The 24,820-nt window shown below is 60.7% G+C and carries 27 protein-coding genes; 16 read left to right on the forward strand and 11 right to left on the reverse strand.

Annotated features, from left to right (window positions below):
- Positions 1-7: 7 nt before the first annotated feature.
- Together gatC and ACPYOP_RS07195 are read right to left on the reverse strand one after the other, a co-directional pair.
- Positions 8-295 carry an Asp-tRNA(Asn)/Glu-tRNA(Gln) amidotransferase subunit GatC gene (gene gatC / locus ACPYOP_RS07190; protein WP_120663643.1) on the reverse strand — a complete coding sequence of 96 codons (288 nt, stop codon included), beginning with the start codon at positions 293-295 and terminating at the stop codon, positions 8-10.
- A gap of 67 nt (positions 296-362) precedes the next feature.
- Complete coding sequence (locus tag ACPYOP_RS07195; RefSeq protein WP_481409706.1) at positions 363-1,073, reverse strand: metal-dependent hydrolase; 711 nt, start codon at positions 1,071-1,073, stop codon at positions 363-365.
- Between the two features lie 116 nt (positions 1,074-1,189).
- Between ACPYOP_RS07195 and ruvX the strand changes: the two genes are divergently transcribed.
- Positions 1,190-1,684 (forward strand): Holliday junction resolvase RuvX, encoded by a 495-nt coding sequence (gene ruvX / locus ACPYOP_RS07200; protein ID WP_481409707.1) that lies wholly within the window; start codon positions 1,190-1,192, stop codon positions 1,682-1,684.
- On the opposite strand, the gene ACPYOP_RS07205 is transcribed toward ruvX, so the two are convergent.
- Positions 1,621-1,953, reverse strand: coding sequence for a DUF6105 family protein (locus ACPYOP_RS07205; protein WP_481409708.1), 333 nt, complete (start codon positions 1,951-1,953; stop codon positions 1,621-1,623). The two genes, ruvX and ACPYOP_RS07205, sit on opposite strands and share 64 nt — an antisense overlap.
- Positions 1,954-2,019: 66 nt before the next feature.
- Between ACPYOP_RS07205 and ACPYOP_RS07210 the strand changes: the two genes are divergently transcribed.
- Positions 2,020-2,244, forward strand: coding sequence for a hypothetical protein (locus ACPYOP_RS07210; RefSeq protein ID WP_481409804.1), 225 nt, complete (start codon positions 2,020-2,022; stop codon positions 2,242-2,244).
- Positions 2,245-2,253: 9 nt separating this feature from the next.
- Here the strand turns inward: ACPYOP_RS07210 and ACPYOP_RS07215 are convergent, their stop codons facing one another.
- The 5 genes from ACPYOP_RS07215 to ACPYOP_RS07235 form a co-directional block, all read right to left on the reverse strand.
- Positions 2,254-2,910 (reverse strand): TetR/AcrR family transcriptional regulator, encoded by a 657-nt coding sequence (locus ACPYOP_RS07215; protein ID WP_481409709.1) that lies wholly within the window; start codon positions 2,908-2,910, stop codon positions 2,254-2,256.
- Positions 2,911-3,013: 103 nt separating this feature from the next.
- Complete coding sequence (locus ACPYOP_RS07220) at positions 3,014-3,631, reverse strand: GNAT family N-acetyltransferase (RefSeq protein WP_481409710.1); 618 nt, start codon at positions 3,629-3,631, stop codon at positions 3,014-3,016.
- Positions 3,632-3,683: 52 nt separating this feature from the next.
- Positions 3,684-3,995, reverse strand: a complete 312-nt coding sequence (locus ACPYOP_RS07225; RefSeq protein ID WP_481409711.1) for a type II toxin-antitoxin system RelE/ParE family toxin — start codon at positions 3,993-3,995, stop codon at positions 3,684-3,686.
- Positions 3,985-4,230, reverse strand: coding sequence for a type II toxin-antitoxin system ParD family antitoxin (locus ACPYOP_RS07230; RefSeq protein WP_481409712.1), 246 nt, complete (start codon positions 4,228-4,230; stop codon positions 3,985-3,987). The genes ACPYOP_RS07225 and ACPYOP_RS07230 overlap by 11 nt, the downstream gene beginning before the upstream one ends.
- Before the next feature lie 88 nt (positions 4,231-4,318).
- The gene (locus ACPYOP_RS07235; protein ID WP_481409713.1) at positions 4,319-5,977 is read right to left on the reverse strand and encodes an acyl-CoA dehydrogenase family protein; all 1,659 of its coding nucleotides are present in this window, start codon (positions 5,975-5,977) and stop codon (positions 4,319-4,321) included.
- Between the two features lie 185 nt (positions 5,978-6,162).
- Here ACPYOP_RS07235 and ACPYOP_RS07240 point away from each other — a divergent pair, with 185 nt between their 5' ends.
- From ACPYOP_RS07240 to rpmG, 10 genes are all read left to right on the forward strand, one after another.
- Positions 6,163-7,119: an aspartate carbamoyltransferase catalytic subunit gene (locus ACPYOP_RS07240; protein WP_481409714.1), complete on the forward strand. Its 957-nt coding sequence runs from the start codon at positions 6,163-6,165 to the stop codon at positions 7,117-7,119.
- Positions 7,116-8,405, forward strand: a complete 1,290-nt coding sequence (locus ACPYOP_RS07245) for a dihydroorotase (RefSeq protein ID WP_481409715.1) — start codon at positions 7,116-7,118, stop codon at positions 8,403-8,405. The genes ACPYOP_RS07240 and ACPYOP_RS07245 overlap by 4 nt, the downstream gene beginning before the upstream one ends.
- Positions 8,406-8,438: 33 nt before the next feature.
- Positions 8,439-9,056, forward strand: coding sequence for a glycerol-3-phosphate 1-O-acyltransferase PlsY (gene plsY, locus ACPYOP_RS07250; RefSeq protein WP_481409797.1), 618 nt, complete (start codon positions 8,439-8,441; stop codon positions 9,054-9,056).
- Positions 9,056-10,204, forward strand: coding sequence for a DNA-processing protein DprA (gene dprA / locus ACPYOP_RS07255; protein WP_481409716.1), 1,149 nt, complete (start codon positions 9,056-9,058; stop codon positions 10,202-10,204). Before plsY ends, dprA begins: the two co-directional genes overlap by 1 nt.
- Positions 10,205-10,379: 175 nt before the next feature.
- Entirely contained in the window at positions 10,380-13,049 is a 2,670-nt protein-coding gene (gene topA, locus ACPYOP_RS07260; RefSeq protein ID WP_481409798.1) for a type I DNA topoisomerase, read from the forward strand.
- Positions 13,046-15,424 (forward strand): ribonuclease R, encoded by a 2,379-nt coding sequence (rnr, locus tag ACPYOP_RS07265; protein ID WP_481409717.1) that lies wholly within the window; start codon positions 13,046-13,048, stop codon positions 15,422-15,424. The genes topA and rnr overlap by 4 nt, the downstream gene beginning before the upstream one ends.
- A 32-nt stretch (positions 15,425-15,456) precedes the next feature.
- Positions 15,457-15,912 carry a DUF983 domain-containing protein gene (locus tag ACPYOP_RS07270; RefSeq protein ID WP_481409718.1) on the forward strand — a complete coding sequence of 152 codons (456 nt, stop codon included), beginning with the start codon at positions 15,457-15,459 and terminating at the stop codon, positions 15,910-15,912.
- Complete coding sequence (locus ACPYOP_RS07275) at positions 15,909-16,226, forward strand: hypothetical protein (protein ID WP_481409719.1); 318 nt, start codon at positions 15,909-15,911, stop codon at positions 16,224-16,226. Before ACPYOP_RS07270 ends, ACPYOP_RS07275 begins: the two co-directional genes overlap by 4 nt.
- Positions 16,219-17,403 (forward strand): MFS transporter, encoded by a 1,185-nt coding sequence (locus tag ACPYOP_RS07280; RefSeq protein WP_481409720.1) that lies wholly within the window; start codon positions 16,219-16,221, stop codon positions 17,401-17,403. The genes ACPYOP_RS07275 and ACPYOP_RS07280 overlap by 8 nt, the downstream gene beginning before the upstream one ends.
- Before the next feature lie 96 nt (positions 17,404-17,499).
- Entirely contained in the window at positions 17,500-17,667 is a 168-nt protein-coding gene (gene rpmG / locus ACPYOP_RS07285; protein ID WP_003547442.1) for a 50S ribosomal protein L33, read from the forward strand.
- Between the two features lie 812 nt (positions 17,668-18,479).
- Here the strand turns inward: rpmG and ACPYOP_RS07290 are convergent.
- Together ACPYOP_RS07290 and ACPYOP_RS07295 are read right to left on the reverse strand one after the other, a co-directional pair.
- The gene (locus ACPYOP_RS07290) at positions 18,480-19,853 is read right to left on the reverse strand and encodes a PleD family two-component system response regulator (protein ID WP_481409721.1); all 1,374 of its coding nucleotides are present in this window, start codon (positions 19,851-19,853) and stop codon (positions 18,480-18,482) included.
- Between the two features lie 16 nt (positions 19,854-19,869).
- The gene (locus tag ACPYOP_RS07295; RefSeq protein WP_028754034.1) at positions 19,870-20,241 is read right to left on the reverse strand and encodes a response regulator; all 372 of its coding nucleotides are present in this window, start codon (positions 20,239-20,241) and stop codon (positions 19,870-19,872) included.
- Between the two features lie 131 nt (positions 20,242-20,372).
- Between ACPYOP_RS07295 and ACPYOP_RS07300 the strand changes: the two genes are divergently transcribed.
- Entirely contained in the window at positions 20,373-20,681 is a 309-nt protein-coding gene (locus ACPYOP_RS07300) for a DUF3572 domain-containing protein (RefSeq protein WP_481409722.1), read from the forward strand.
- A 2-nt stretch (positions 20,682-20,683) separates the two neighbouring features.
- Positions 20,684-21,331, forward strand: coding sequence for a hypothetical protein (locus tag ACPYOP_RS07305; protein ID WP_481409723.1), 648 nt, complete (start codon positions 20,684-20,686; stop codon positions 21,329-21,331).
- 131 nt (positions 21,332-21,462) lie between these two features.
- On the opposite strand, the gene ACPYOP_RS07310 is transcribed toward ACPYOP_RS07305, so the two are convergent.
- On the reverse strand, positions 21,463-22,041 hold the full coding sequence (locus ACPYOP_RS07310; RefSeq protein WP_481409724.1) for a GNAT family N-acetyltransferase: 579 nt from the start codon (positions 22,039-22,041) through the stop codon (positions 21,463-21,465).
- 83 nt (positions 22,042-22,124) lie between these two features.
- Between ACPYOP_RS07310 and ACPYOP_RS07315 the strand changes: the two genes are divergently transcribed.
- Positions 22,125-23,414 carry a DNA polymerase IV gene (locus tag ACPYOP_RS07315; protein WP_481409725.1) on the forward strand — a complete coding sequence of 430 codons (1,290 nt, stop codon included), beginning with the start codon at positions 22,125-22,127 and terminating at the stop codon, positions 23,412-23,414.
- 190 nt (positions 23,415-23,604) lie between these two features.
- A complete protein-coding gene (locus ACPYOP_RS07320) occupies positions 23,605-24,645 on the forward strand; it encodes a glycoside hydrolase family 25 protein (protein ID WP_481409726.1) in 1,041 nt (346 codons plus the stop codon).
- Positions 24,646-24,820: the final 175 nt, after the last annotated feature.

Below are 24,820 nucleotides of genomic sequence, written 5' to 3' on the forward strand. Positions count from 1 at the left end.
GGAACCGTTATTCGACGACTTTGGGCACCAGGAAGAAATTCTGATCGGTATTCGGCGCATTGGCGACGATGTCGGCGGCCTTGCTGCCGTCGGTGACTTCGTCGATGCGCTTCTTCATTGCCATCGGCGTGACCGAGGTCATGGCCTCGACGCCATCGACATTCACTTCGGAGAGCTGCTCGACGAAGCCCAGAATGCCGTTCAGCTCACCCATCATCCGCTGCGCTTCGTCTTCATTGACGGCGATGCGGGCAAGATGGGCGACGCGTTTGACGGTGGCGAGATCGACGGACATGGCATTCTCCGGATAGGATTTTTCCTATCGCTATAAAGGCCATGCCCGCCATACGCAACGGGTATCGTCAGGCAGAAACGCTCTCGCCCGCCTTCGGCGCAGCAACCACGGTCTTCGAACCTTCCATGCCAGCGATGAACTTTTCCGGCGTCTCGTCGATGATCGGGAAAGTGCCGTAGTGGCAGGGAATGGCGGTCTTGAAGTTGAAGAAGCGCTGGCAGGCAAGTGCTGCCACGGCACCGCCCATGGTGAAGCGGTCGCCGATCGGCACGATGCCGATATCGGGCTGATGCAGCTCGTTGATCAGTCCCATATCCGAGAAGATGTCGGTATCGCCCATGTGGAACAGCGTCGGCTCGTCGTCGAAATGCAGCATCAGGCCGTTCGCATTGCCGAGCGCGTGGGAAACGCCGTCCTCGGTGATCTGCGCGGAGGAATGCAGCGCATTGGTGAAGGTGGCCGAGAAGCCGCCGAGCCCGACTGTGCCGCCAGTATTGCCCATTTCCAGCTTCTCGACGCCCTTGGTTCCGAGCCAGGAGGCAAGATCGGCATTGGCGAGAACGACCGCGCCCGTGTCCTTGGCGATCTGAACCGCGTCGCCGACGTGGTCCGCATGGCCATGCGTCAGCAGGATATGGGTCACGCCATCGGCAACGTCCTTAATGTTGAGACCGGCGGCAGCGAAAGAGGAATTGTAAGTCAGGAAAGGATCGATCAGTATTTTTGCCCTGGCGGTTTCGATACGAAAAGCGGAGTGGCCGAGCCAGATGATCTTCATTGGATTTCTCCTTATGACTTGATTTGAAATGGTTGGGTGGTGTCTAGGAGATATCCCAAACCGCGGCAAAGAAAAGCGGCTTTGGCTTCAATTTGTTTTGACGAGAGCGAGACCTGATGACGACGCTGACCATCGAAGACCTAGCCGTGATGCTCCTGCCCGGTCAACCGATCGCCGGCCTCGACCTCGGCACGAAGACGATCGGGCTTGCGATGTCGGATCTCGGACGGCGCTTTGCAACGCCTCGCCCCGTCCTCAAGCGGGTGAAATTCACCCAGGATGCCGAGATGCTGCTCGCCTTCGCCGAGAAGGAAAAGGTCGCAGCCTTCGTCATAGGGCTGCCTGTCAACATGGACGGCTCTTCGGGGCCGCGCGTGCAGGCAACCCGCGCCTTCGTGCGCAGCATGTCGGACAAGACCGCCCTTCCCTTCATCTTCTGGGACGAGCGGCTTTCGACAGTGGCCGCCGAACGGGCGCTTCTGGAAATGGACGTTTCGCGGGCCAAGCGCGCCGAGCGTATCGACTCGGCGGCGGCGAGCTTCATTCTTCAGGGAGCTTTGGACAGGCTGTCGGCGCTCGGAAGAGCAAGCTTGCCCGATCTCGACGCCTGACGGCGCTTCCACCACGCGATAATGGCGGCGCGGCGGCGAAATCCGAAGATCGCAAAGACCAGCAGGCTATCGAAGGCAATCGCGCGGGCAACCAGCGGCGGAATGGTTTCCGGCGGGATGCCGAGGATCTTGCCGTAGATGTCGAACACCAGGTCATGCATCTGCCGCGTCAGCATGAAGATGCCGAAGCTCATGTCGTAGTACGACAGATAATACCATGCTCCGAGAAACGAGACCGGCCCGGCCCAGCCAATCAACAACCACTTCATGCGGTACCCCTTCGACGCTGAAATTGCGTCGTGCCAGCCGAAAGGACGAACCAATTCGACAACGCCATGGCGCTCAACACCATCGCGGGCAGCGTTATATCTAGTGCGAGCACGGCGAAGAACATCATCGCCGCGACGAGAAACACTAATTTTGCGGGTTTTGACCCCATGGCTGCACGCTTGATGGTTAACTCTTCGTCTTCTCACAGTGACGAGTTAACCGCCGCGGCGCAATGTAAACCAATTGTTAAGGTTAACGGCGGAGCGGGCTTGTGGATATCCCTCGCCTGAGCCCCGGCGTCAGCCGTAGACGCCGCGCACGATCCGCTTCAAGGCCGTTGCCGCCTTCTCCCAATCCTTGCCGTTTTTCAAAGGGAGACCGGCGCATTGATCGCTGACGGCTGACGCCAGTACGATGTGCTGGATGGCGGCAAAGATCATAGCGTTGACAGCTTGGGTATCCACGCCCTTGGGCGGCACCAACGAGCCGCGCATGCGTTCGATCCAGCCGGCGAGCGCCTTGGAGCGCGCCTCCGACAGGCGGCGAACCTGCTCGCTGCTTTCGGAAACTTCCCAGGCGACGATGCGGCGCATCAGCGGATCGGCGCGCAAGGCATCGAGAAACAGCATCGAAAGCCGCTCCATCAGATCGCCGTAGGTGAGAAGGAACATGCCGCCGGTGTCGTCGGGAATGCGATCCGTTACCCAGCTTCCGAGATCCGTGCCGATCGCTTCCACGAGACCGTTGAGGCCACCGTAATAGCGATAAATCAGCTGCTTGTCGCAGCCGGCGCCGCGGGCAACCGCGTTGATGCCGAAATTCTGGAACCCCTCCTCCGCTAGCAGCCGCTTGGCGGCATCGAGGATCGCCTGCTCGGTGGCGGCGCGGTTGCGCAGCCGCTTTTCCGGAACGGGCGCTTCCACGGGGATTTTAACGGCTGCGTTTGCAATGGCCATCGACTCGGCTCCAATCTGTCACCGGGCGGTGAATAGCAAGCCGGATCGCCTCGAACAACAAAGCCTTCGGGCTCTGGTCCGTCAAACCGCACGAATCCACAGATTAGAGAAACTGACCAAACCATATCGTGGTCTCGGACGCCATACCCGGCGGCAGTTCCACGGGAACGAAACCGCGTGACGACCAGAACCGGACGCCGCCATGATTGCTCGTGTTGGCACCAAGATGAACGCCGTGGACGCCATTGGCTCGAGCATTCGCCAGCCAGCGATCCAGCAATGCCGTACCGATGCCTTTGCCCTGGGCACGCGGCAGCAGGTTCATATGAATATGTGCGGGGAAACGTTCGATAAGGAGAGCGGGCGCCTGCTCGGGATGATGGATGGCCGATATCCGCTCCTGATCCGCATCCCAGAGCGCCGGATCGCCTTGCGGATCGGCATAATGCTGCCGCAGATGCGGCCACCATTCGCGCTCCAGCCTCTCCTCGAACGCCGCGGTGTCGAAGGCGCCGGCAATGTAACCGAACACACCCTCATCATCCTCGGCGACGAAAACCAGCTCGGGATGAAGCGTGGCGTAGGGCGCGGAATAGATGTGTCCGATCAGCCGACCGTCGCGATGCAGCGGGGCCGCGTCCTTGCCGGCATCCCCCGTCCCAAGCGAGATGGCATAGAGTTGGTCGATGTCGTCGGAGCGGACGTTGCGGAGTTTGATCATGGAAGCATTTCCATATGAACTTTAAAAGCTTTGCGATCAGTCGGTCAAACGTTCAAATCTCTTTTTGGAGGTGGAGATTTACGTCCATCCGTTGGTGCAACACACGAATGATGGCGATCCGCGAATCTTGCAACAGATAATAGATCATGTGAGAACCGACGGTATATTTGAAATAGTCTTGACGAATGTCGGCGCGGTGTCCGATTTTCAAACCGGACGCTAATCCCTCCAAGGCTTCAACAATTTCCGCATGATAGGTTTCAGCCTGCCTTACCGACCAGTTCTCGACGCTATATCGCCAGATGTCCTCGAGGTCGGCCTCAGCAAGTGGAGACAGACCGTACCCGCGAGGCTTATTCGCCATGTGCCGTTCGCATCCGCCTTAGGAAGGCGGCATTGTCAAAAGGAGCCGGCTGTCCGGATTCCTCCCCGGCGATCAATGCATCCTGAAGGGTCCTGACCTTCGCCTCGTGTTCTTCCAGCAAGCGCAAGCCGGCCCGAACGACATCACTGGCAGAACCATACCGGCCTGTTTGTATCTGAGCCTCGATGAAGGCGCTAAAATGATCGCTAAGTGAAACGGACGTATTGCGAGCCATTAAAACCTCCTGCGTTCATACCAATATATAATAAATATTAGTATCCCATCGATCTGGCTAGACAGTTCGCGGAATCACCGAGCGTAAGCTAGGTGGCCGGCGGATAAAGCAGATCGACAATGTAGCTGGCGTCGAAGCGGGAATCGAGCATGCCATAAGTGGCGCGCCAGCCGCCGGCCAGACGCGTTTCGAGGAAGGCATCGGCGATCTTGCCGGCTCCGAGGCGATAAAGCTCGGCCGCACCGGCTGCGAGCGCCATCTGCTCGACCAGCAGGCGGGCAGCGCCCTCATCCTGCTCGCAGAGCGCCATGGCAGCACGCAGGACTTCGATGGTCTTCTTGCCGGCAGGCCCGAGATCGCGGGCGAGACCGGCAAAGACGGTTTCGAACAGATCCCTGCCCCGGTTCAATACGCGCAGCACGTCGAGTGCCATGACGTTGCCGGAGCCTTCCCAGATCGCGTTGACGGGGGCTTCACGATAATGGCGGGCGATCGGGCGCTCTTCGATATAGCCGCTGCCGCCGATGCACTCCATGGCCTCATAGATCAGCGCCGGCGCGATCTTGCAGCACCAGTATTTGGCAACCGGCGTCATGACGCGGGCATAGGCCGCGTCCTCGCTGCTGCCGCTTGCCTTATCGAAGGCCTCGGCCAGGCGGAAAGCAAGCGCGGTCGCGGCGGCGACATCGAGCGCCATATCGGCGAGCACACGCGTCATTATCGGCTGGTTGACCAGCATCTTGCCGAAGACACTGCGGCCACGCGCATGATGCACGGCTTCGGCGAGCGAGGCGCGCATGATGCCGGCGGATGCCAGAGCGCAGTCGAGCCGCGTCAGCGTTACCATGTCGAGGATCGTGCGGATGCCGCCATCGGGCGCCCCAAGCAGGAAGCCGAACGTGTCGGTGAACTCGACTTCGGAGGAGGCGTTCGACCGGTTGCCGAGCTTGTCCTTCAGCCTCTGGAAGTGCAGACCGTTGGCCGAGCCATCCTCCAACAGCCGCGGCACGAGGAAGCAGCCCATGCCGTCCTTGGTCTGGGCCAGCATGATGAAAGCATCGCTCATCGGCGCCGACATGAACCATTTATGGCCCGAGAGCCGGTAGATGCCTTCGCTGACCTTGTCGGCACTCGTCCTGTTGGCACGCACATCCGTGCCACCCTGTTTTTCCGTCATGCCCATGCCGATGGTGACGGCACTCTTCTGCATGGCGGGCTTGTTGGACGAATCGTATTTGCGCGAAAGGATCTTCGGTGCCCAATCCTTCTGTATTGCCGGCGAGGCCATCATGGCGGCCACGGAGGCGCTGGTCATCGTCAACGGGCACAGATGACCGCATTCGAGCTGAGCCGTCAGATAGAAGCGAGCTGCGCGCACCTTGTGCGACTGGCCCTTCGCTTCGGGATCGGCCTGTGCATCCCAGATCGAGGAATGCAGCCCCATCGCCATGGAGCGGCGCATCAGCGCATGCCAGGCGGGATGGAATTCGACGACATCCAGACGCTCGCCACGCGGACCATGGGTGCGCAGCTGCGGCGCGCCCTGGTTCGCCATGCGTGCCAGTTCCTGCGCCTCGTGCGACGTGACGAACCGCCCGTGCTGCTCCAGCTCTTCACGCGTCGAACGCGGCAGGCCGGAGGTGAGATCGACGATCAGCGGATCGGAACGATAGGCATTGATACCGGTCCAGAGGCTCGGCTGGTTCAGGTCGGCAAAGTGGTCGTCGGTCCGGGTCTGTTGGGTCATGAATCGCTTGTAGAGCAAGAAGGTTGCAAAGGGAAACCGGAAGTTACGTCTCCCACCGGCGTAGGTCCTGTAGCGGGATTCGGGCGAAATTGCATGGGGAACAAGCGGCCTCGGCGCACACCCCCGCTTGCCCCACAGGCGCTCCCTCTTTATAGACCGCCTGACGAAATCCAGAGGGCAGGTTCATGGTCTTCTTTCCCCACCGCCACCTCATCGGCATCAAAGGCCTCACCGAGCAGGATATCACCTATCTTCTCGACAAGGCCGACGAGGCGGTCAAGATCAGCCGGCAGCGCGAGAAAAAGACGTCGACGCTTCGCGGGCTGACGCAGATCAATCTCTTCTTCGAAGCCTCGACGCGCACGCAATCCTCCTTCGAGCTCGCCGGCAAACGGCTCGGCGCCGATGTGATGAACATGTCGGTCGGCAACTCATCCGTCAAAAAGGGCGAGACGCTGATCGATACGGCGATGACGCTGAATGCCATGCGGCCCGACGTGCTTGTCATCCGCCATTCGAGCGCGGGTGCAGCCGCGCTTCTGGCGCAGAAGGTGTCCTGCTCCGTCGTCAATGCCGGCGACGGCCAGCATGAGCATCCGACCCAGGCGCTGCTCGACGCGCTGACGATCCGCCGCGCCAAGGGCAAGCTCTCGCGCATCATCGTCGCGATCTGCGGCGACGTGCTGCACTCGCGCGTTGCCCGCTCCAACATCCTGCTTCTCAACACCATGGGCGCACGCGTCCGGGTCGTGGCGCCCGCCACGCTGCTGCCGGCCGGCATTGCCGACATGGGCGTCGAAGTCTTCCATTCGATGAAGGAAGGGCTGAAGGATGCCGACGTCGTGATGATGCTGCGCCTGCAGCGCGAACGCATGTCCGGCGCCTTCGTACCCTCGGTGCGCGAATACTATCATTTCTACGGGCTCGACGCCGAAACGCTCAAGGTCGCCAAGGAGGATGCGCTCGTCATGCATCCGGGTCCGATGAACCGCGGGGTGGAAATCGCCTCAGAAGTGGCCGACGGCCCGCAAAGCGTCATCGCCGAACAGGTGGAAATGGGCGTCGCCGTGCGCATGGCCGTCATGGAGACGCTGCTCGTTTCGCAGAACCAAGGACCTCGCACCGAGGGAGCGGGCGCATGACCAACTCGATCGTCCTCCAGAACGTCCGCATCATCGATCCCTCCCGCGATCTCGATGAGATCGGCACGATCGTCGTCGAAGACGGCGTGATCGTTGCTTCAGGCAAGGACGCGAAGAACCATGGTGCTCCCAAGGGCGCCAGCGTTCGCGATTGCAATGGGCTTGTCGCCATCCCCGGCCTGGTCGATGCGCGCGTGCATGTCGGCGAGCCCGGCGGCGAGCATCGCGAAACCATCGCCTCCGCCAGCCGTGCGGCAGCGGCCGGCGGCGTCACTTCCTTTATCATGATGCCGGATACGGATCCGATCATCGACGACATCGCGCTTGTCGAATTCGTCAGGAAAACGGCGCGCGATACGGCCGTCGTCAACGTCTATCCGGCAGCGGCCCTCACCAAGGGCCTTGCCGGCGAGGAGATGACGGAAATCGGCCTTCTGCGGGAAGCCGGAGCCGTCGTGTTCACAGATGCCCATTCCGGCATCCACGACAGCCAGGTCCTGCGTCGCATCATGACCTACGCGCGGGAATTCGGCGCGGTGATTTCCTGCGAGACGCGCGACAAATATCTCGGTGCAAACGGCGTCATGCACGAAGGCCTGCTTGCAAGCTGGCTCGGCCTCTCGGGCATTCCCAAGGAAGCCGAACTGATCCCTCTGGAGCGCGACCTTCGCATCGCGACGCTGACACGCAGCCATTATCATGCCGCGATGATTTCAGTGCCGGAATCGGCTGAGGCGATCCGCCTTGCCCGTTCGCGCGGCGCCAAAGTCACCTGCGGCATCTCGATCAACAATCTCGCGCTCAACGAGAACGATATCGGCGAGTACCGGACCTTCTTCAAGCTCTACCCGCCGCTGCGCTCCGAGGACGACCGCACGGGCATGATCGAAGCGCTGGCCGACGGCACGATCGACATCATCGTCTCCTCGCATGATCCGCAGGACGTCGATACGAAACGCCTGCCATTCGGCGAGGCGGAAGACGGCGCCGTCGGGCTCGAAACGCTGCTTCCGGCCGCACTCCGGCTCTATCACAGCGGCCAGGTCAGCCTGATGCGGCTCGTCGATGCGCTCTCGACGCGGCCGGCGCAGATCTTCGGATTGGATGCCGGCACGCTGAAGCCTGGCGCCAAGGCCGATATCGCGCTTGTCGATCTTGACGAGCCTTGGCTTGTCGCCAAAGACATGCTTCTGTCGCGCTCGAAGAATACACCCTTCGAAGATGCGAGGATGAGCGGCCGGGCGGTTGCGACCTATGTCGCCGGCAAGCTCGTCCACAGTCTCTAGGATAAGCCTGGGGTTTACGGAGAATAAGACGTGATGGCCGAATTCTGGACTTGGCAGCTTACCCCGCAGACCGCGCTGGCCGGCCTCGCCATCGGCTACCTGCTCGGCTCGATCCCCTTCGGCCTGCTGCTGACGCGCATGGCCGGGCTCGGCGACGTGCGCAACATCGGCTCGGGCAATATCGGGGCGACCAATGTGCTGCGCACCGGCAACAAGGGGCTTGCGGCAGCCACGCTGCTGCTCGACGCCTTCAAGGGCACGGCCGCCGTCCTGATCGTTGCGCATTTCTTCGGCGGCGATGCCGCTGTGCTGGCCGGCTTTGCCGCCTTCATCGGCCACATCTTCCCGGTCTGGATCGGCTTCAAGGGCGGCAAGGGCGTCGCGACCTATCTCGGCATCCTGCTTGGCCTCGCGCCGCTGATGGCGCTGATTTTCGCCATCGTCTGGCTGGTCATCGCCTTCACCACACGCTACTCCTCGCTTTCCGCATTGGTTGCAACCCTTGTCATACCGGTTGTATTGTGGATATTGGGCGGCGACAAGATCGCCGCCGCCATGGCGCTGATGACCGTCATTTCCTGGTACAAGCACAGGGCCAACATCATCAGGCTGACCGCCGGCACAGAAAGCAAGATCGGAGCGAAGGGGTAATGGACACAGGCAGCGCAAGACGGACCGGAGTTGCGCTGACCGAAAAACAAAGGATCGCCTGGCTCAGGCTCATTCGCTCCGACAATGTCGGTCCGTCAACCTTTCGCGATCTCATCCATCACTACGGTTCCGCCGAAACAGCACTTGCCATGCTGCCGGAGCTTTCGCAGCGCGGTGGCTCGACGCGCGCCATCCGCATTGCCGACGAGCGGGACGCCCTGCGGGAGCTGGAGGCGGCCCATCGCTTCGGCGCGCGCTTCGTCGGCATCGGCGAGCCGGACTATCCCCCCGCCCTTCGCGAGATCGACGGCGCGCCGCCGCTTCTTGCCGTCAAAGGCAGCATGCCCACAGCGACACGACCGGCAATCGGTATGGTCGGCTCCCGCAATTCTTCGATCAGCGGCGCCAAATTCACCGCCATGATCGCGCGCATGTGCGGCGAAGCAGGTTATGCCGTGGTCTCGGGCCTCGCGCGCGGGATCGATACGGCCGCCCACCGCGCCAGCCTCGCGACCGGCACGATCGCCGCTTTGGCGGGTGGGCTCGACCAACCCTATCCGCCCGAGAATATCGGCCTGCTGAACGAGATTTGCGACGGCAACGGGCTCGCCGTCAGTGAAATGCCGTTCGGCTGGGAGCCGCGAGCCCGCGACTTTCCGCGCCGCAACCGCCTGATCGCGGGTATCTCGCTCGGTGTCGTGGTCGTAGAAGCCGCAACCCGCTCCGGCTCGCTGATCACGGCGCGTCTTGCCGGCGAATTCGGCAGGCTTGTCTTTGCCGTTCCCGGCTCGCCGCTCGATCCGCGCTGCGAAGGCACCAACGGCCTGCTGAAAGACGGCGCGATGATCGTGACGACGCCGAACGATATCGTCGAGGCGTTGCGGCCGCTCGCCGAGCCGGACCTCTTTCGCCCGCGCCCGGCAGAGACACCCGCCGAACGGACCAAGCCGCTTTCAGTGCCGCCCGATGATGCCGAGCATGACCATATCGTTGAGGCGCTCGGCCCGACACCGGTCGAAATCGACGACATCGTCCGCCATACCGGCCTGCCGATATCGGCCGTTCATTCCGTCCTTCTCGAACTGGACATGGCCGGCCGGCTACATCGCCATCCCGGCGGACTGGTGTCGATCTCCATGCTGGATTGAAAACTGTGACACGCATACCAATTCTAAGCATCGCATCGCCGCGCCAAGCGCAAAAATCACCTTCGCCTCTTGACCGCGACGAATTCCCTGTCCATGTCGGAAGGCCGGGAAGCCGGAAAAACCCGGTATCTCCCGCGCCTTATATCGGCGCGACCTCTTATTCAGAGACTTGATGATGAACGTTGTAGTGGTGGAATCGCCTGCCAAGGCCAAGACAATCAATAAATATCTGGGACCCGGATATAAGGTTCTTGCTTCCTTCGGCCATGTGCGTGACCTGCCCGCCAAAGACGGTTCGGTGCTGCCGGATCAAGATTTCGAAATGCTGTGGGAAGTCGATGGCGCTTCGCAAAAGCGCATGAAGGACATCGCCGATGCGGTGAAATCCTCCGACAGCCTGTTTCTCGCGACCGACCCGGATCGCGAGGGCGAAGCCATTTCCTGGCATGTGCTCGACCTCCTGAACAAGAAGCGTGTCATCAACGGCAAGCCGGTGAAGCGCGTCGTCTTCAACGCCATCACCAAGAAGGCCGTGCTCGACGCCATGGCCGATCCGCGCGATATCGACGTGCCGCTGGTCGACGCCTATCTCGCCCGCCGCGCTCTCGACTATCTCGTCGGCTTCAACCTATCGCCGGTGCTGTGGCGCAAGCTGCCGGGCGCTCGTTCGGCCGGCCGCGTGCAATCCGTCGCACTTCGCCTCGTCTGCGATCGCGAGTCCGAAATCGAACGCTTCATCTCGGAAGAATACTGGAACCTGTCGGCGATCCTGAAGACGCCGCGCGGCGACGAATTCGAAGCGCGCCTGGTGTCTGCCGACGGCAAGCGGCTGCAGCCGCGCGCAATCGGCAACGGCGAGGAAGCCGGTAGGCTGAAGGCCTTGCTGGAGGGTGCCTCCTATGTCGTCGACACCGTCGAGGCGAAGCCGGTCAAGCGCAATCCGAGCCCGCCATTCACCACCTCGACGCTGCAACAGGCCGCCTCCTCGAAGCTCGGCTTCTCGGCTTCGCGCACCATGCAGGTGGCGCAGAAGCTTTATGAAGGCTTCGACATCGGCGGCGAGACCGTCGGTCTCATCACCTATATGCGTACCGACGGCGTCCAGATGGCCCCGGAAGCGATCGATGCAGCACGACGCGCCATCGCCAACCAGTTCGGCGACCGCTACCTGCCGGAAAAGGCGCGCTTCTATTCCACCAAGGCAAAGAATGCCCAGGAAGCACACGAAGCGATCCGCCCCACCGATTTCGACCGCGTGCCGGACCGCATCCGCAAGTTCCTCGACGACGACCAGCTCAAGCTCTACGACCTGATCTGGAAGCGCGGCATCGCCAGCCAGATGGCTTCGGCCGAAATCGAGCGCACGACCGTCGAGATCCTGGCCGACAACGCCGGCAAGAAGGCAGGCCTGCGTGCCGTCGGCTCCGTCATCCGTTTCGATGGCTTCATCGCCGCCTATACCGACCAGAAGGAAGACGGCGAACAGAGCGACGATAGCGAAGAAGGCGGCCGCCTGCCGGAGATCAATGCACGCGAAAATCTCGCCAAGCAGAAGATCAATTCGACCCAGCATTTCACCGAGCCGCCACCGCGCTATTCGGAAGCATCGCTGATCAAGAAGATGGAAGAGCTCGGCATCGGCCGACCCTCCACCTATGCTGCGACGCTCGCGACGCTGCGCGACCGCGACTACGTGACCATCGACAAGCGCAAGCTGTTGCCGCAGGCCAAGGGCCGGCTGGTGACGGCTTTCCTCGAAAGCTTCTTCACCAAATACGTGGAATATGATTTCACGGCCGATCTGGAAGAGAAACTCGACCGCATTTCGGCCGGCGAGCTGAACTGGAAGGACGTGCTGCGCGACTTCTGGCGCGACTTCTTCGCCCAGATCGAAGACACCAAGGAACTGCGCGTCACCAACGTTCTCGACGCCCTGAACGAGACGCTTGCTCCGCTCGTCTTCCCGAAGCGCGAGGACGGCAGCGATCCGCGCATCTGCCAGGTATGCGGCACGGGCAATCTCTCGCTGAAGCTCGGCAAATACGGCGCCTTCGTCGGCTGCTCGAACTATCCGGAATGCAATTATACCCGCCAGCTTTCGTCGGAGGGCGGCACGGAAGCCGAATCCAACGGATTGAACGAACCGAAGGCGCTCGGCACCGATCCGGTGACCGGCGAGGAGCTGACGCTGCGTTCGGGCCGCTTCGGACCCTATATCCAGCGGGGCGACGGCAAGGAGGCCAAGCGCGCATCGCTGCCGAAGGGCTGGAAGCCCGAGGATATCGACTATGAAAAGGCGATGGCGCTGATCTCGCTCCCACGCGATATCGGCAAGCACCCCGAAACCGGCAAGATGATTTCTTCCGGCATCGGCCGCTATGGCCCCTTCCTTCTGCATGACGGCAGCTACGCCAACCTCGAAACTGTCGAAGACGTCTTCACCGTCGGTCTGAACCGCGCCGTCACCGTTCTTGCCGAAAAGCAGAGCAAGGCAGGCGGCGGAGCGCGCGGCGGTACGCCCGCGGCGTTGAAGGATCTCGGCGCGCATCCGGATGGCGGCGGCTCGATCACCGTTCGCGACGGCAAGTATGGTCCCTACGTCAATTGGGGCAAGGTCAATGCGACGCTGCCGAAGGGTACGGATCCGCAGGCGATCACGGTCGAGGAAGCCCTGGTTCTGATCGCGGCGAAGGCCGGCAAGAGCGGCGGCACCACCAAGAAGGCGCCTGCCAAGGCAAAGGCTGCGGCAGCCGGCGCAAAAGCGACGAAAACGACCGCCAAGCCGAAGGCTGCTGCAAAGAAGCCTGCGGCCAAGACGACAGCGAAAAAGAAGAGTGCAGAGTGAGCAGAGAACCGCGCGGCAGGAATCCATCGTCGGAACGGCGTTCCGGCAAACCCGGCCGCGCCGGCGAGGCGGGCGGTGACGCCGAGCCGATGATGGCGATCGTCCACGGCGTTCTGCCGCCACGCGAGGTCATCCTGCGCTTCATCGCCGAACATCCGCAGCAGGCCTCCAAGCGCGAACTGGCCAAAGCCTTCGGCCTGAAGGGCGAGAGCCGCGTCGCGCTGAAAGACCTTCTGCGCGAGCTCGAAGAAGACGGCATGGTGCAGAAGAGCCGCAAGTCGCTCATCCGCCCCGGCGCGCTGCCGCCGATTGCCGTTCTCGACATCACCACGCGCGACAAGGATGGCGAGCTGATCGGCCGGCCCGCCGAATGGGCAGACGAAAACGGCGTCGCACCTGCCGTGATGATCAAGCAATCCTCGTCGCCCGCCGGCCGCAACGGCAAGGGCAAGGCGCCGGTCGCCGGCATGGGCGATCGCATCCTCGCAAAGATTTTCTCGGCAGTGGATCGCGGCGGTCCGGCCTATACGGCTCGCATCATCAAGGTCCTCGACAAGCGCAAGGGCGCCTCCATGGGCGTCTTCCGCGAAACGCCCGGCGGCGGCGGCCGGCTGATGCCGATCGAGCGTCGCGGCGAGGAGATGGTCATCGATCCGGATTATACCGGCGACGCCAAAGATGGCGATCTCGTCGAGGTGGAAATTGCCCGCCTCGGCCGCTTCGGCCTGCCGCGCGCCAAGGTGCTGTCGGTCATCGGCTCGGTCGCCTCGGAAAAAGCGATCTCCATGATCGCCATCCATGCGCATGGAATCCCGCACGTCTTCCCCGCCGCCGTGATTGCCGAAGCCGATGCCGCCAAGGCAGCGACCATGTCGCATCGCGAGGATTGGCGCAGCCTGCCGCTGATAACAATCGATCCGGCCGACGCCAAGGATCATGACGACGCCGTCTATGCCGAAATGGACCCGTCGCCGGATAATCCGGACGGCGTGATCGTCACCGTCGCCATCGCCGACGTCTCCTGGTATGTGCGGCCGAACTCGCCGCTCGACCGCGAGGCGCTGAAGCGCGGCAATTCGGTCTATTTCCCCGATCGCGTCGTGCCGATGTTGCCCGAGCGCATCTCCAACGATCTCTGCTCGCTGAAGGAAGGCGTCGACCGCCCCGCCCTCGCCGTGCGGATGATCTTCTCCAGGGAGGGCCGCAAGGCCGGCCACACCTTTCATCGCGTCATGATGAAGAGCGCGGCTAAGCTTTCCTACCAGCAGGCGCAGGCGGCGATCGACGGTCAGCCCGACGACAAGACCGGGCCGATGCTGGAGCCGATCCTCAAGCCGCTCTGGCACGCCTACGCCATTCTGAAGAAGGGCCGCGACCGTCGCCAGCCGCTCGAACTCGACATGCCCGAGCGCAAGATCCTGCTGAAGACTGATGGTACGGTCGATCGCGTCTTCGTGCCGCCGCGCCTCGATGCGCACAAGCTCATCGAAGAAATGATGATCCAGGCAAACGTCGCCGCCGCCGAAACGCTGGAGAAGCGGAAGCAGGCTCTCGTCTACCGCATCCATGACGGGCCGACGCTCGCCAAGCAGGAAGTACTGCGCGAATTCCTGGCGACGCTCGATATAACGCTCGCCAAGGGTGGCAATGTTCGGGCCAACAGCTTCAACGGCATCCTCGCGAAAGCCGAGGGCACGCCGCATCAGACCATGGTCAACGAGATGGTGTTGCGCTCGCAGAGCCAGGCGATCTACAGCCCCGACAATATCGGGCACTTCGGCCTGAACCTGATGAAATATGCCCACTTCACCTCGCCGATCCGCCGCTACGCCGATCTCATCGTGCATCGCGCGCTGGTCGGCTCGCGCAGTCTCGGCGAAGGCGGGATCACGCCGGACGAAGAGGCAACGCTTGACGATATCGCCGCCGAAATCTCGACCTTCGAGCGCCGCGCCATGGCGGCCGAGCGCGAGACCGTGGACCGGCTCATCGCCCATCATCTGGCCGGCAAGGTCGGTGCGGAATTCGAGGCGCGCGTCGGCGGCGTTACCAAGTCGGGACTTTTTGTCACGCTGCCGGACTATGGCGCCGACGGTTTCATCCCCATATCCACGCTGGGCTCCGATTATTTCATCTATGATGAGGCGCATCAGGCATTGACAGGCGAAAGAACGGGGCTCGGCTATCGTCTCGGCGATGACGTCAGCGTGAGGCTCGCCGAGGCTGTGCCGCTTGCCGGGGCTCTGCGCTTCGAAATGCTGAGCGAAGGCCGGTCGATGCCGACCGCGGTGCGTTCCTTTCACAAGGCGACCCGCCGCAACAAGAACCAGGCCCGCAAGGCGCCGGGCACAAGACCGCCGCGCGGACGCAGGTAAAAGGCGGCTGCCGGCAGGAAGGAAACGCATTCATGACGGGCAGCCCATCCGACTCTCCCACCCGCTTCGGTGGCTCCGATGAAAGCGAGCGCCCGCTTGGACGATCGATTTCCCGCGGCATGCTGAACCGCTGTCCGCGCTGCGGCACCGGCAGGCTCTTCCGCGCCTTCCTGAAACCGGTCGATCATTGTGCCGCATGTGGCGAGGAAATCTTTCACCAGCGCGCCGACGATCTGCCGCCCTATCTGGTGATCCTGGTTCTCGGCCACGTCGTCGTCGGCGGCTACATGCTAATGGACATGACTTTCAAATTGCCGCTCTGGGCATATTTCGCCATATGGGTGCCTATCACCGTCATCACAGCGCTTGCCGTCATTCAACCGATCAAGGGCGGCGTCATCGGCCTGCAATGGGCGCTCCGGATGCATGGATTCGGCGGACATGACGACAGTCCGAAAGAATGGGACGAAGGGAACGGCCGGTCGTGACAATGCATGTCCGTCTGCGCAATCGGCCCGGACGAAGGGCCGAGGTTGTCTCACACCATTGCCCTCTTCTATCGGGAATCACGATCGATTCGCCTCATATTCGCGATTTGCGCGAGCCGGTTCATCAGCAACAGCTTGACATCAGCGATATTTCTTGTCTGAACATGCCGCGCATCAAGGGGACCATGCCGGAGGGTTTGACCGATCTCATGAAAGCCGACCCGTCACCTGAATTTGGCCGAGCCGTGGCTTTCTATGTTGCGCATCCGGATCGATTCGCCTGCCTCATGCTCCAGGAATTAGTTTATGCTTGAACCGACGAACGACAAGGCCGGCCATGTCGAAGAAATTCACTGGCCCTCGCTCGTCGCAGCCATTGCCTCCGTGTCCGCTGTCGGCATCGCCATCGGGCTGGGCCTGCCGCTTCTCAGCATCATTCTCGAAAAGCGCGGCATTCCCTCGAGCCTGATCGGGCTCAACACGGCGATGATGGGAATAGCCTCGATGCTGGCCGCGGTCATCACGACCAAGCTCGCGCATCGCTTCGGCGTCGTCCGGACGATGATCTGGGCGGTCATCCTCTCGTCGCTGAGTTCACTCGGCTTCTATTACGCGGAAAACCTGCTGCTATGGTTTCCGCTGCGCATCCTTTTCCATGGTGGGACTACGACCCTTTTCATCCTATCGGAGTTCTGGATCAACGCGGCCTCACCGCCTTCCAAGCGCGGCTTCGTGCTCGGCCTTTATTCCACGGTTTTCTCCCTCGGATTTGCGGCAGGCCCCCTGCTCTTCTCCGTGGTCGGCAGCGAAGGCCTGATGCCCTTCATCATCGGCGCCTGCATCATCCTGGCGGCGGCCATTCCGATCTTCATTGCGCGCAATGAGAGCCCCGTCGTCAACCAAAAGCCCGAACTGCATTTCGTCCGTTACATCTTCCTGGTGCCGACGGCGACGGCGGCGGTCTTCGTGTTCGGCGCGGTAACCGTCGGCGGCGGCTCGCTGTTCACCAGCTATGCGACGCGCCTCGGCTTCAACGAATCGCAGGCCGCATTGCTGCTGACCGTCATGGGCGTAGGCAATTTCGTCTTCCAGATTCCGCTTGGGCTGCTGGCCGACCGCATGCGCGACAAGCGGCCATTGCTCTCGATCATGGCCACCATCGGCCTGGTCGGCGCGCTCTTACTGCCATCGCTGTCATCGAACTGGATCATTCTCGCCATCATCCTGCTCTTCTGGGGCGGCTGCGTTTCGGGCATGTATACGGTGGGGCTCAGCCATCTGGGTACGCGGCTGACCGGCGCCGATCTGGTGGCTGCCAACGCTGCCTTCGTCTTCTGCTATGCCATCGGCATGGTTCTCGGCCCGCCGACGATCGGCACCGCCATGGATCTCGCCAATCCCAGCGGCTTTGCCTGGGCCGTTGCCTTTTTCTTTGGCCTTTATGTCCTGCTTTCGGGGATACGGCTGCTTTTCATGGGCAACAGAGGTTGACTTTTCGGGCGCGATTTGTATTTTCGCGCCAGAATTCGCCGTGGACCCCCGCACCGGCCGTCCACGGCGTTCATTTTTATTAAAGGCAGGACGACTATGGCCAAGGCTACCACTATCAAGATCAAGCTGCTGTCGACGGCCGACACTGGTTTCTTCTACGTCACGACAAAGAACAGCCGTACGATGACGGACAAGATGACGAAGACGAAATACGACCCGGTCGCGAAGAAGCACGTCGAGTTCAAGGAAACGAAGATCAAGTAAGTTTCCTAAACTTCAGGTTACAAAAAAGGCGCAACCTGCGGGTTTGCGCCTTTTTTGTTTTTGCTGAGGATTTCCAGAACGAAGCCCGGTTTTGCGACATCATCCGGGCTGAAAGCCGGCTGCATTGATGAAGAAGAAAAAACGCCGCCTTCGACGAACGAAGAGCGGCGTTTTTAAATTGGGGGCCGGCTAGCCTGCAAAACGGCACGAGGAACCGTTCTCTTTCTGCCTGCCAGCCGACCGACCCCACGACCCAGGAGATGCGGCGGACCTGAGCATCATGGGGTATCCTGGAAACCCTTGCGGGCTGTCTTTGTACTGGACTAAAATCGCGCGAAATCGAAAGGAAATCAACAAATTCTTAATGATAAAAAATACCTGCCTGCTCGGATGGTTAAAATTCATGACTTTGAGACAAAAGAATGTCCGATAGTTTTAACGATCCGAAGTCAATAAGGCTTAAGGAATAAAGATCTAATTCCTATGGTGGCGGAAAAATCCGAATATATATATTCAAGAAAATCTAAATATATAAATTACTTTCAGTTAAACTCACGCTTATCGACTTGTATACAGTAGGGGAGTTTCAAACAATTCACAGCTATAGAATAAAATTACGGCGAGATTTCAAGATTATTCCGAATGCACACGTATTCGGCTCGAATTAAAATAAAAGTACGAGCCTTTTCTTGCAGCAATGCAGTGGCGATACGTCTCGGTGGAACAGAGAACAATTTTTTTGACCATTGTTCAAAACTTGAAAAATACCCTCAATATCAGCAGGTGATCTCCGCTTTAACAATGCACTACCGTCAAGCGGCCGACGCGACGACCCTGTTGCGGCCCGCTCTTTTCGCTTCGTAAAGCGCAAGATCCGCCTGCTTCATCAATTGCTCCGGCGCCTCGATTGTGTCCAAACGGGACGAAATGCCGAAGGATGCGGTGATGTTAAGCGCGACACCATTATCTCGCAATTTCACCGGCATATTTTCTACCGCAGCGCGCAGACGCTCGGCGACCGCCGCCGCGATATCGGCTGTCGTATCCGGCATGACGACAACGAATTCCTCGCCGCCGTAACGGCAGGCCAAATCGGCACCGCGCACCGTTGAGCGGATGCGCGCCGCGAATTCCTTCAACACCTCGTCACCGGCATCGTGACCATAGGTGTCGTTGACGGTCTTGAAACGATCTATGTCGGTGATCAGAATCGAAAGGGGGCGTCCCCGCGCCAGGGAACGATCGAAAAGCACCTTGAGGTGATTGTCCAGGTATCGCCTGTTGTGTAGGCCGGTGAGCGCGTCGGTGACGGCAAGCTCGATGGTCTGCTGCACGCTGGCACGCAGCCGGTCGTTATAGCGCTTACGCCGTATCTGAGTGAGACAGCGGGCGACGAGCTCGTTCGGATCGATCGGACGGACGATATAATCGTTGACGCCGAGGTCGAGCGCACGGACGGTCATCTCGTCGGCGCCCTGCTCCGTCACCAGCAGCACGGGCAGGAAGCGCGTGCGCTCCAGCGAGCGAAGCTGTGAGCAAAGCCGCAGCGGATCGTAGCCTTCGAAATTCGAATTCACGATGACGAGCTCGAAAGGCTGCTCGGCCGCCTCGAACAAGGCGGCCTGCGGATCGGACATTGCGACGACCTGGGCGATCGGCTTGAGCGTGCGGATGATACGCTCCTGCGAATTGGCACGGCCATCGACCAGAAGCACCTGTCCCGCTTCGTCAGCACGGCCATCGCCGGCCCGAAGCAGATCCTCGATGCCGAAATTGCGCGCGGTCTCGCTGCGCATGTTCAATTCGTCGCTCAGCGTCTTCAAGCGAAGAAGGCTTTTGACGCGGGAGATAAGCTGCAGGTCGTTGACGGGCTTCGTCAGAAAATCGTCGGCACCGGCCTTCAAGCCGCGCACACGGTCGGCCGGCTGGTCGAGCGCGGTCACCATGACGACGGGGATATGCGCCGTGTGCGGATCCGACTTCAGACGCTCGCATACTTCGAATCCGTCCATGCCGGGCATCATGATGTCGAGAAGGATGAGATCGACCTGGGCGTTCGCACAAATGGCGAGCGCCTTCAATCCGTCTTCCGCCGTCAGCACTTCGAAATATTCGGCAAGCAGCCGTGCTTCCAGAAGCTTTACGTTGGCGGGGATATCGTCGACTACCAGGATGCGTGCGGTCATCAGTTCTTCCCCATCGTCAGGCGTCGCCCAGATAGGTCTTGATGGTCTCAATGAATTTCGGCACCGAAATCGGCTTCGAGACGTAGGCCTCGCATCCGCCCTGGCGAATGCGCTCCTCGTCGCCCTTCATGGCGAAGGCGGTAACCGCAATTACGGGGATGACATGGAGATCATCGTCTTCCTTCAGCCATTTGGTGACCTCCAGGCCGGAAACCTCCGGGAGCTGGATATCCATGAGGATCAGGTCCGGACGATGCTTGCGAGCAAGATCGAGCGCTTCCATGCCGTTACGGGTCTGGATCGTCGTATAGCCGGACGCCTCGATCAGATCGCGAAAGAGCTTCATATTGAGCTCATTGTCTTCTACAATCATTACCTGCTTAGGCATGGAAAGCTGTCCCTGCATCCGGTATTGCATTCATTCTCTCGAAATATAGGGTCGCGAGGAATCGATTCCAGAAATACTTGAATCGCAAACTACCGGCATTTGGTTGAAAAATAGGTAACTCACCCTTCAAAATGCAAAGTAACTTCAAGAACCCGAAGAAGAATGCATCCGACCCGCAAGAGACCGCGATTGCCGTACTCGGCTGGCTGGCCAACGAACCGGATATGTTCGGCCGCTTCCTGGCGCTGACCGGCGTGGAGCCGGCGCAGGTGCGCAACGCCATCAACGAGCCCGCCTTTCTTGCCGGCATGCTCGACTTCCTCATGAACCATGAACCGACATTGCTGGCCTTTTGCGAGGCGAGCGGCATTCCACCGGAGGCCATCGCCGCCGCGTCGGCGCATTTTTCGCCACCCGGCCTCGCCTCTGGAGAGTATTGACCATGGACGCCCCGTTCGAATTCGACGTATCGCATATCCGGCTGCAGGAGCGGCCGCTGATCGTTTGCGATGTCGACGACGTCGTCTTGCATTTCTTTGCTCCTTTCCTGACCTTCATCGATGGCGAGGGCTACGAATTCCTGCCACGCTCTTTCCGGCTGACCGGCAACATCGTCTCCAGGGACAATGGCTCCGCCCTGGAAGAAAAGGATGTTCACCGGCTGATCGAAGCCTTCTTCGAGGCGCAGGAACAATGGCAGACGCCTTTCGAGCGCGTTGTCGATACGCTCGGCGAATTCTCGAAAGACGCCGATATCGTCTTCCTCACAGCCATGCCGCCACAATTCTGGGCCCAGAGACGCCGCCTGCTCGACAGGCTGGATCTCGCCTATCCTCTGCTGGCATCGCTGCAGCCGAAGGGGCCGATCGTGCGGTCGCTGCATCAACAGCGCGCCATGCCCGTCGCCTTCGTCGAGGACATGGCCCATAATCTGCATTCGGTCAGCGAACATGTTCCGGAGTGCCTCCTGATCAACCTCAAACCGGACTCCATCGTCCACCGCATGGCGCCAGCCGTCGCGGCAGGGATCCCCCAAGCGAACGAATGGGGCCAGGCAGCGCCACTGATCCAGGCCCATATCGTGCGCTAGAACCTTTCCGCTTTTCTTCGAATCGCGAAAACGCTCTATGCTCTTATTTTCACGCATTCCGGACGGAAAACCGCTGCGCACTTTTCCTGGAAATGCGCTGAGGCTATACAACCCGATCTCAAAGCCCGATTTCAAAGGATGAGCCGCATCAGCGGCCGGCCATCCTTACGCTTGGCAACCTCCGAAAATCCGGCCGCTTCGAATATGCGCTGCGAGCCCACATAAAGGCCGACGGATTTCGATTGCTTGGTCCGCTCGATCGGACAGCCCTCCAACAGCCTCGCACCGGATGCCTTAGCAAAGTTGACGGCCTCCGAAAGCATGCGATGACTGTATCCCTTGCCGCGATCGCGCGCATTCATGAAGAAGCAGCTGACGGCCCAGATCGAGCTATTCTCCGCATCCGCCGGATCGAGCGGGCGCGATACGGTTTTAGGCGAATTCCATTGCGGCAGCTCGGCGCGCGGACCGATCTGCACCCAGGCGATCGGCTGCCCATCGATGTAGCCAAGGAGACCGGGTGGCGGTCCAGCCGCGACACGCTCCTGCATGAACCACTTCTTGGCCGCAGCATCCATCGTCTTACGTTGCGACGTCGGAACGCGGAAATAGGTGCACCAGCAACCGTAGCAGGCGCCGCTCGGCCCGAAGAGCACCTCGAAATCGTCCCAGCGATCGGGCGTTAATGGTTGCACGCTTAAATTCTGCACTCCCTACTCCCCGACAGTTTTCCGGCTTGAGACTCAGAAGCTTAAAACATAAAGTAGCGATGTTCAATTTTTGTTCTCGTTCGATGACCAATGCGCCCGACAAGATCTCAGGTTTCTGTCGCGATTGCTTGAGCGAGCAATCGGCCGCACGAACGCGCTGTCGGAGCTGCGGCAGCCCTCGCCTCGTCTATCATCGCGAACTCTACGGACTGACGCTGGCGCATATCGACTGCGACGCCTTTTATGCCTCGATCGAGAAACGCGACAATCCGGAGCTGGCCGACAAGCCTGTCATCATCGGCGGCGGCAAACGCGGCGTCGTCTCCACCGCCTGCTATATCGCCCGCATTCATGGGGTGCGCTCCGCCATGCCGATGTTCAAGGCGCTGGAAGCCTGTCCGAACGCCGTCGTCATCCGACCGAACATGGAGAAATACGTCCGCGTCGGCCGTGAGATCCGAAGCATGATGCAGGAGCTGACGCCGTTGGTGCAGCCGCTTTCGATCGATGAGGCCTTTCTGGAGCTCGACGGCACGCAGCGGCTTCATCACGATCCGCCGGCCCGCATTCTCGCCAAATTCGCCCGGAAAGTAGAACAGGAAATCGGTATCACCATCTCGGTCGGCCTTTCCTATTGCAAATTCCTCGCCAAGGTCGCCTCAGACCTGCAGAAGCCGCGTGGCTTCTCCGTCATCGGGCGGCAAGAGGCGCTCTCCTTCCTGGAGCCACGCCCCGTCACCACGATCTGGGGCGTCGGCAAGGCCTTTGCGGCAACGCTCGAAAGCGACGGCATTCGCACGATCGGCCAATTGCAGTCCATGGAGGAAGGCGATCTGATGCGTCGCTACGGCGTCATCGGGCAACGGCTTTTCCGTCTCGCCCGCGGCATCGACGACCGCACCGTGCATCCGAACGAAGCGGCAAAGAGCGTGTCTTCCGAAACGACTTTCTTCGACGACATTTCACGCCACGACGATCTCGTGCCGATCCTGCGCGATCTCTCGGAGAAGGTTTCGCGACGCCTGAAGCGCAGCGGCATTGCCGGGCAGACCGTGGTGCTGAAGCTGAAGACCGCCGACTTCAAGATCCGCACGCGCAACCGCCGGCTGGAAGATCCGACCCAGCTTGCCGACCGGATCTTCCGCACCGGGCTACGCCTGCTCGAACACGAGACCGATGGCACGAAGTTCCGCCTCATCGGCATTGGCGTCACCGATCTTGGCGACGCGGGGCGCGCGGACCCGCCGGATCTTATCGACGTACAGGCGACGCGACGCGCGGCCGTAGAAGCTGCCATGGATAAGCTCAAAGAAAAATTCGGCAACAAGACGGTCGAGACCGGTTATACATTCGGCGACAAGCGCCATAAATAACAACGACTTAAAATAAAGTCACCGACCAGTGACATAAAAATACGCGGCGGATAATCGCGTCATGCGCGCGATTCTTTGTGACGGAAAGCTCGGATTCAAACTTTTTTGGTAAATTTCCATTAGGACTTGGATTCTGTGACTTCCGAACGGCGCGGATCCGCCGTCGATTGTGTTTTGCGTACGGGTTCCTATGCGTATATCGGCTGTATCGACCATTCTTCTTGCCTGCCTGACGATCTCAGGCTGCGCCGCCCGAGGTGAGCGCGAAGCCGCGCAAGCCAGCCCGCCTTCGAAGGAAACGACCAGCTCCATCGCAAAGAGCAACCGGCCAGTGCCGTCCGTCGAAATCGGCGAAACGGTCTCGCGCGTCGAGCAGCAACAAGCCTTGGCGGTTGCAATGCCGACGAATCTTCGTCCAGAGGGGCTCATGCCTTCCGATCAGAGCGGCGATGACACTCCCGTACCGCTGCAGCGGCCGCTCGCCATGCTCGCGCCGTCGAATCCCATGCCTCGTGCCATGCGGCAGCAGCCGATGCAGATCTATGGCCACCGCTTCCGCGATGCCAAGCCGATCAACTTCGGCTCCTCCACCTCGCCCCGGAAGCTCGCCGTGCATGGCGTCGACGTCTCGCGCTGGCAGGGAGAGATCGACTGGGACACGCTGCGCACCCAGGGTGCGAACTTCGTCTACATCAAGGCGACCGATGGCGGCGATCATCTCGATCCGATGTTCAGGAAGAACTGGCGGGCCGCCCAGCAGGCCGGTTTAAAGCATGGCGCCTATCACTTCTTCTACTGGTGCCGGACGGCCGGCGAGCAGGCCGATTGGTTCATCCGCAACGTGCCGAAGGAAGCAGGCGCCCTTCCGCCCGTCATCGATGTGGAATGGAACGGCGAGTCGAGCTGCAAGCGCCGGCCCTCGCGCGAGCAGGTCCTTGCCAAGATGCAGGTCTTTATGGACAAGCTGGAGAGGCATTACGGCCAGCGGCCGATCGTCTATACCGCACCGGATTTCTATCGCGACAATCTCAGCGGCGAACTGCTCGACTATCCCTTCTGGCTGCGCGCCGTGGCCCAACATCCGTCCAAGGTCTATCCGGGCCGGAAATGGCTGTTCTGGCAATATTCCGGCTCCGGCGTCTCTCATGGCGTCGACGGCAAGATCGATCTCAACGCCTTCCACGGCAGCGAGCAGGACTGGCACAACTGGGTAGCCTCAAGCGCGCATTGATCGTCCGTTCGATCTCCGCCGATGCCTTCATGCCGAAGCAGGGTCGCCAGCCTCGCTTCGGCATTGCTGAATCCGGCTTCGAATAGATAAACCCCAAGGTTTCGCCGGAACGAAAAGGCAGGTCTTTTCGGCAAGCCTTCCTTAAACTTCAAAGCCTAACCTTGGCGGTACGAGT

The sequence above is a fragment of the Rhizobium sp. KNZ2-6A genome, assembly GCF_056755475.1.

Excerpts from the sequence above, each read along its gene's own strand:
- gatC (WP_120663643.1), bottom strand. The coding sequence starts at position 295 with ATGTCCGTCGATCTCGCCACCGTCAAACGCGTCGCCCATCTTGCCCGC.
- ACPYOP_RS07195 (WP_481409706.1), bottom strand. The coding sequence starts at position 1,073 with ATGAAGATCATCTGGCTCGGCCACTCCGCTTTTCGTATCGAAACCGCC.
- ruvX (WP_481409707.1), top strand. The coding sequence starts at position 1,190 with ATGACGACGCTGACCATCGAAGACCTAGCCGTGATGCTCCTGCCCGGT.
- ACPYOP_RS07205 (WP_481409708.1), bottom strand. The coding sequence starts at position 1,953 with ATGAAGTGGTTGTTGATTGGCTGGGCCGGGCCGGTCTCGTTTCTCGGA.
- ACPYOP_RS07210 (WP_481409804.1), top strand. The coding sequence starts at position 2,020 with ATGGCGCTCAACACCATCGCGGGCAGCGTTATATCTAGTGCGAGCACG.
- ACPYOP_RS07215 (WP_481409709.1), bottom strand. The coding sequence starts at position 2,910 with ATGGCCATTGCAAACGCAGCCGTTAAAATCCCCGTGGAAGCGCCCGTT.
- ACPYOP_RS07220 (WP_481409710.1), bottom strand. The coding sequence starts at position 3,631 with ATGATCAAACTCCGCAACGTCCGCTCCGACGACATCGACCAACTCTAT.
- ACPYOP_RS07225 (WP_481409711.1), bottom strand. The coding sequence starts at position 3,995 with ATGGCGAATAAGCCTCGCGGGTACGGTCTGTCTCCACTTGCTGAGGCC.
- ACPYOP_RS07230 (WP_481409712.1), bottom strand. The coding sequence starts at position 4,230 with ATGGCTCGCAATACGTCCGTTTCACTTAGCGATCATTTTAGCGCCTTC.
- ACPYOP_RS07235 (WP_481409713.1), bottom strand. The coding sequence starts at position 5,977 with ATGACCCAACAGACCCGGACCGACGACCACTTTGCCGACCTGAACCAG.
- ACPYOP_RS07240 (WP_481409714.1), top strand. The coding sequence starts at position 6,163 with ATGGTCTTCTTTCCCCACCGCCACCTCATCGGCATCAAAGGCCTCACC.
- ACPYOP_RS07245 (WP_481409715.1), top strand. The coding sequence starts at position 7,116 with ATGACCAACTCGATCGTCCTCCAGAACGTCCGCATCATCGATCCCTCC.
- plsY (WP_481409797.1), top strand. The coding sequence starts at position 8,439 with ATGGCCGAATTCTGGACTTGGCAGCTTACCCCGCAGACCGCGCTGGCC.
- dprA (WP_481409716.1), top strand. The coding sequence starts at position 9,056 with ATGGACACAGGCAGCGCAAGACGGACCGGAGTTGCGCTGACCGAAAAA.
- topA (WP_481409798.1), top strand. The coding sequence starts at position 10,380 with ATGAACGTTGTAGTGGTGGAATCGCCTGCCAAGGCCAAGACAATCAAT.
- ACPYOP_RS07270 (WP_481409718.1), top strand. The coding sequence starts at position 15,457 with ATGACGGGCAGCCCATCCGACTCTCCCACCCGCTTCGGTGGCTCCGAT.
- ACPYOP_RS07280 (WP_481409720.1), top strand. The coding sequence starts at position 16,219 with ATGCTTGAACCGACGAACGACAAGGCCGGCCATGTCGAAGAAATTCAC.
- rpmG (WP_003547442.1), top strand. The coding sequence starts at position 17,500 with ATGGCCAAGGCTACCACTATCAAGATCAAGCTGCTGTCGACGGCCGAC.
- ACPYOP_RS07290 (WP_481409721.1), bottom strand. The coding sequence starts at position 19,853 with ATGACCGCACGCATCCTGGTAGTCGACGATATCCCCGCCAACGTAAAG.
- ACPYOP_RS07295 (WP_028754034.1), bottom strand. The coding sequence starts at position 20,241 with ATGCCTAAGCAGGTAATGATTGTAGAAGACAATGAGCTCAATATGAAG.
- ACPYOP_RS07300 (WP_481409722.1), top strand. The coding sequence starts at position 20,373 with ATGCAAAGTAACTTCAAGAACCCGAAGAAGAATGCATCCGACCCGCAA.
- ACPYOP_RS07305 (WP_481409723.1), top strand. The coding sequence starts at position 20,684 with ATGGACGCCCCGTTCGAATTCGACGTATCGCATATCCGGCTGCAGGAG.
- ACPYOP_RS07315 (WP_481409725.1), top strand. The coding sequence starts at position 22,125 with ATGACCAATGCGCCCGACAAGATCTCAGGTTTCTGTCGCGATTGCTTG.
- ACPYOP_RS07320 (WP_481409726.1), top strand. The coding sequence starts at position 23,605 with ATGCGTATATCGGCTGTATCGACCATTCTTCTTGCCTGCCTGACGATC.